Source organism: Nocardia farcinica, assembly GCF_029867845.1.
GTDB lineage: Bacteria > Actinomycetota > Actinomycetes > Mycobacteriales > Mycobacteriaceae > Nocardia > Nocardia farcinica_A.
The window spans coordinates 1-4,275 of sequence record NZ_JARWRU010001193.1 but is presented as its reverse complement, the minus strand read 5'-3'; the positions used below and the strand labels follow the sequence as shown (position 1 = coordinate 4,275).

General features: G+C 72.0%; 5 protein-coding genes. All 5 read left to right on the top strand.

Features of this window, described 5'->3' with window-relative positions; all coding sequences use genetic code 11:
• The coding region (locus tag QH283_RS26580) for a cbb3-type cytochrome c oxidase subunit I (RefSeq protein WP_280505672.1) at window positions 1-559 on the top strand (559 nt) is incomplete at its 5' end.
• A gap of 79 nt (window positions 560-638) precedes the next feature.
• Window positions 639-1,859, top strand: coding sequence for a phosphoserine phosphatase SerB (serB, locus tag QH283_RS26575; RefSeq protein ID WP_280505671.1), 1,221 nt, complete (start codon window positions 639-641; stop codon window positions 1,857-1,859).
• Window positions 1,856-2,635 carry an aminoacyl-tRNA hydrolase gene (locus tag QH283_RS26570; RefSeq protein WP_280505670.1) on the top strand — a complete coding sequence of 260 codons (780 nt, stop codon included), beginning with the start codon at window positions 1,856-1,858 and terminating at the stop codon, window positions 2,633-2,635. The genes serB and QH283_RS26570 overlap by 4 nt, the downstream gene beginning before the upstream one ends.
• 36 nt (window positions 2,636-2,671) lie before the next feature.
• Window positions 2,672-3,505 carry an ABC transporter ATP-binding protein gene (locus QH283_RS26565; protein ID WP_280505669.1) on the top strand — a complete coding sequence of 278 codons (834 nt, stop codon included), beginning with the start codon at window positions 2,672-2,674 and terminating at the stop codon, window positions 3,503-3,505.
• A 124-nt stretch (window positions 3,506-3,629) separates the two neighbouring features.
• Window positions 3,630-4,275, top strand: a 646-nt coding sequence (locus QH283_RS26560; RefSeq protein ID WP_280505673.1) for an NUDIX hydrolase, incomplete at its 3' end; no start/stop codon positions are given.

The following is a 4,275-nucleotide window of genomic DNA, read 5'->3' as shown; positions in this document are numbered from 1 at the left end:
CGGACTCCCCGGCTACGTCCCCTCCGCCCCCGTCAGCGAACACGTAAACCTAATCCACGACTACTTCTGGTTCCCGAACATCACCGGCGGGATGGCCGACGAGCGGCTGGCGAAATGGCACTTCTGGACCACCTTCGTCGGCTTCCACCTGACTTTCATGGCCCAGCACTGGCTCGGCAACGACGGCATGCCGCGCCGCTACGCCGACTACCTGCCCTCCGACGGGTTCACCCTGCTGAACACGATCTCCACGATCGGCGCGTTCGTGCTGGGCGCCTCGATGCTGCCGTTCCTGTGGAACATGTTCAAGAGCTACCGGTACGGCCAGGTCGTGACCGTGGACGATCCGTGGGGCTTCGGCAACTCGCTGGAGTGGGCCACCACCTGCCCGCCGCCGCGGCACAACTTCTACGAGCTGCCGCGCATCCGGTCCGAGCGTCCGGCCTTCGAGCTGCACTACCCGCACATGATCGAGCGGATGCGTGCCGAGGCGCACGTCGGCTGGGGCTCGGGTAAGCACGCCGCCGAGGCGGAAGCACCCGCGCTCACCAAGAGCTGATCCGATGAGTGTGTGCACCCGCTGGTCTCCAGCGGGTGCACACTCGTGTGACGACCCGAAAGACCAGGAGCGCACCGCCGTGGCCGACACCACCGTTCTCGTGACCGTCACCGGACCCGACCGGCCCGGTGTGACTTCCGTGCTCCTCACGGCCATGTCCCGGCACGAGGTCAGTCTGCTCGACGTCGAGCAGGTCGTCATCCGCGGCAGGCTCACCCTCGGGGTGCTGGTCACCTGCCCGAACGACCCCGAGTCGTTGGAGGACGAGGTGGAGGAGGGGATGAGCACCGTCGGCATGACGGGGGGCGTGGTGGTGGGGGCGCAGATCGGCCGCCCGCCGATGTCCACGCACGCCGTGGTGGTGCTCGGCGCCCCCATCACCGCCCGCGCCTTCAGCGCCGTGTCCAGGCAGCTGGCCGCGCTCGGCGCCAATATCGACACCATCCGCGGCATCGCCGACTACCCGGTGACCGGCATGGAGCTGATGGTCACCGCCACCGACACCGGCGCCGACACCGATTCCCGGCTGCGCACCGCGCTGGCCGAGGTGGCCGTGGACGAGCAGATCGACGTGGCCGTGGAGCGGGCCGGGCTCTCGCGCCGGGCCAAGCGGCTGATCACCTTCGATGTGGATTCCACCCTCATCCAGGGTGAGGTCATCGAGATGCTGGCCGCGCACGCCGGGGTGGAGGAGCAGGTCCGCCAGGTCACCGAGGCGGCCATGCGCGGGGAGATCGACTTCGCCGAATCGCTGCGGCAGCGGGTGGCGACGTTGGAGGGCCTCGACGAGTCGGTGATCCACGAGGTCGCCGAACGCATCGAGCTGACCCCCGGCGCGCGCACCACCATCCGTACGCTTCGCCGTATCGGCTTCAAGTGCGGCGTAGTGTCCGGCGGTTTCCGCCAGGTCATCGAGCCGCTGGCGCACGATCTGGAACTGGACTTCGTGCGGGCCAACACCCTCGAGATCGTCGACGGCAAGCTCACCGGCCGGGTGGTCGGCGAGATCGTCGACCGCGCCGCCAAGGCGACCGCGCTGCGCAAGTTCGCCGCCGAGGCGGGCGTGCCGATGGAGCAGACGGTCGCGGTCGGCGACGGCGCCAACGACATCGACATGCTCAACGCCGCCGGGCTCGGCGTCGCCTTCAACGCCAAGCCCGCGCTGCGCGAGGTCGCCGACACCGCGCTCTCGCACCCCTACCTGGACGCGGTGCTGTTCGTGCTCGGCGTCACCAGGGACGAGGTCGAGGCCGCCGACGCCCGTGACGGCGGGGTGCGCCGGGTCCCGCTGGTGCGATGACCGGCGGCCCCGAACTCGACAGCGCGGCCGATACCGCCGTCGGGCGGACGGATTTCCCGGCCAGGCACGCAGTGCTGGCCGAAGGCTACGGCGGCGCGGGCGATCCCGGCGATCCCGCCCTGGTGCAGGCCATGCAGATGGTGCTGCACCTGCCGAAGGTCGATCCGCCGCCGCGCAGCGCCCTGCTGGCCGCCGCGGCGAGCGCGGTGGTGGCGCTGTGCCTGGACGAGCGGGTCGGCGCGGGCGGCCCGTGGGAACGGCGCTATCTGGCGTGGAAGCGGGCCCGTATCCGCAAGGTGGCGCGGCGGGCGCGCGGCGCGCAATGGCTCGCCGCGAACGAGGTCGAGGGCGTGACCGTCGAGGCGGGTGGCGCGCAGGCGCGGGCGTTCGTGCCCTGCCCGGTCGGCGAGGTCGATCCCCGCATCCGCAGGCTCCAGATCGGCGGCACCGATCTCGAGCACGACGAGCCGGGCCCGCCCGACCCCGATCTGCCCGTGTTGTGGGTGAATTCGTCGCTCGGCATGTCGCTGGGCAAGGCGGCCGCGCAGGTCGGGCACGCGAGCATGCTGCTGGCGGGCGCGATGGATGTCGAGCGCGCTCGCGCCTGGGCCGAGCGCGGGTTCGCCTGCTCGGTGCGCGAGGCCGACGCACAGCGCTGGCGCGCGCTGTCGGCGCGGGTCGCCGATGGCGCCGCGATCGCGGTGCGGGACGCGGGATTCACCGAGATCGCCCCGGGCTCGCTGACCGTGATCGGTGTTCCGTCCGACACCTGGTGAGGGTCGGTCACTCGTTCCGCCGCGATCTGGGCCAAGATGGAGCGCGTGCCGCAACCGGATCCCGATCTGCTCATCGATTTCACCGACGTGACCGTCCGACGCTCTGGACGCACACTCGTCGGACCCGTCTCCTGGCAGGTCGAGCTCGACGAACGCTGGGTCGTGCTCGGCCCGAACGGCGCGGGCAAGACCTCCCTGATGCGTATCGCCGCGGCCGAGGTGCACCCCACCTCGGGCACGGCCAACCTGCTCGGCGAAACCCTCGGCCGGGTGGACGTCAACGAGTTGCGCCCGCGCATCGGCCTGTCCTCGGCGGCCCTGGCCGGGCGGGTGCCGCGCGACGAGAAGGTGCTCGATCTCGTGGTCTCCGCCGGCTACGCGGTGCTCGGCCGCTGGCGTGAGCACTACGACGAGATGGACACCGACCGCGCGGTGGACATGCTGGAAAGCCTGGGCGCCGAACATCTTTCCGACCGCACCTACGGCACCCTGTCCGAGGGCGAGCGCAAGCGGGTGCTCATCGCCCGCGCGCTGATGACCGACCCCGAACTGCTGCTGCTCGACGAGCCGGCCGCCGGCCTGGATCTCGGCGGGCGCGAGGAACTGGTGGAGCGTCTGGGCGACCTGGCCGCCGACCCGGACGCGCCCGCCATCGTGCTGGTGACCCATCATGTGGAGGAGATCCCGCCCGGCTTCACCCACGCCCTGCTCATCAACGAGGGCCAGGTGGTTGCGCAGGGTCTGCTCGAGGACGTGCTCACCTCCGACAATCTCAGCGAGGCGTTCCGGCAGTCGATCGCGCTGGACAAGATCGACGGTCGCTGGTTCGCGCGCCGGGCGAGGCGGGCGGGCAGGCACCGCACCCGCTGAGTTCCGCGCCCCGCCGGGTTATGGTGCTGGAGTGAGTGAGACGAATTCGGCGAATGTCCCAACTCCGGGCGGTGCGCCCGCCGCGCCGTCCGAGGCCCCGGCGCCGCGCGATGCCTCGACCGTCATGCTGCTGCGCGACGGCCGGACCGGACCAGAAGTCTTCCTGCAGCGCCGCGTGAAGGCCATGGCGTTCGCCGCGGGCGTGACGGTCTTCCCCGGCGGCGGCGTCGACGCCTCGGACGCGACCGCCGACATCGCCTGGGCCGGACCGGACCCGGACTGGTGGGCACGGGCCTTCGACACCACCGCGCCGCGGGCCAAGGCGCTGGTCTGCGCGGCCGTGCGGGAGACCTTCGAGGAGTGCGGCGTCCTGCTGGCCGGGCCGACCGCCTGCACCGTCGTCGGCGACACCGCCGCCTATCGCGACGGCCGCGCCGCGCTGGAGAAGCGCGAACTCTCGCTCGCGGATTTCCTGGCCGGGGAGAAGCTGGTGCTGCGCGCTGACCTGCTGCGTCCGTGGGCCAACTGGATCACCCCGGTGATCGAGCCGCGCCGCTACGACACCCGCTTCTTCGTCGCGGCGCTCCCGGAGGGCCAGCGCGCCGACGGCGCCACCTCGGAGGCCGCCGCCGTGCACTGGCGCACCCCCGCCGACGCGCTGGCGCGCTGGCGCGCCGGCGCGGACAAGCACATGCCGCCCACCGGGGCGCGGCTGGGCCCCCGGTCGCGCTACGGCTCCACCGAGGGGATCATAGCCGCCGAGCCGGTGG

What these genes read in the sequence shown, in the direction of transcription:
- QH283_RS26570 (WP_280505670.1), top strand. Translation starts at nt 1,856, where the DNA reads ATGACCGGCGGCCCCGAACTCGACAGCGCGGCCGATACCGCCGTCGGG.
- QH283_RS26565 (WP_280505669.1), top strand. Translation starts at nt 2,672, where the DNA reads ATGGAGCGCGTGCCGCAACCGGATCCCGATCTGCTCATCGATTTCACC.